This window comes from Ferrovum myxofaciens, assembly GCF_000735045.1.
GTDB classification, from domain to species: Bacteria; Pseudomonadota; Gammaproteobacteria; order Burkholderiales; family Ferrovaceae; genus Ferrovum; species Ferrovum myxofaciens.
On record NZ_JPOQ01000480.1, the window covers coordinates 1 to 478 of the forward strand.

Consider the following 478-nt stretch of genomic DNA (forward strand, 5'->3'; position numbering starts at 1 on the left):
GCAAAAATCAACGAGTTAAATCCAATCGCGTGGTTATGAGCGAAAATCTGCCCAGGCCGGTTTTGGAGGTCTATACGCGCCGCCCGACCATGGCCGGGTACACACGGCTCAGAACCTGGACAAGCGCTAATACGCGGACTGACAAGGCGGCAACACTTGGTTTGGGTTTGACCAGACCAGCGCGGCTAATCTGAACGCAAAAGCTTGCGTCGAACCAGGACGCAACTTTTCCGCCTTCAGGCGTTCTGCGTACCTGATATTCGATGCCGTCGGGGGGATTTTGATTGTTGGCCGGTAGCGTTCGCCGTTCCAATAGAAGGTGATTTGTAACCCTTTGCCGTGTGACTTGACCCCACCCATTGTAAATACGCCTCAACGATAAAATGTATACGTCCGTCAGGTGACTTGATGTAATGGACGCCTTCGGCAAACTCGCCGCGAGCTATTTTAGACCGCAATGCGTCCTCAGTATAGCCGG

The 478-nt window shown here is 53.1% G+C and carries 2 protein-coding genes; both read right to left on the bottom strand.

All coding sequences use genetic code 11. The features are described 5' to 3' along the window. Positions 1 to 126: 126 nt before the first annotated feature. Positions 127 to 324, bottom strand: coding sequence for an Arm DNA-binding domain-containing protein (locus IV91_RS19935; protein WP_227509485.1), 198 nt, complete (start codon positions 322 to 324; stop codon positions 127 to 129). After that, the coding region (locus tag IV91_RS19410) for an excisionase (RefSeq protein WP_233418502.1) at positions 237 to 478 on the bottom strand (242 nt) is incomplete at its 5' end. The genes IV91_RS19410 and IV91_RS19935, both read right to left, overlap by 88 nt.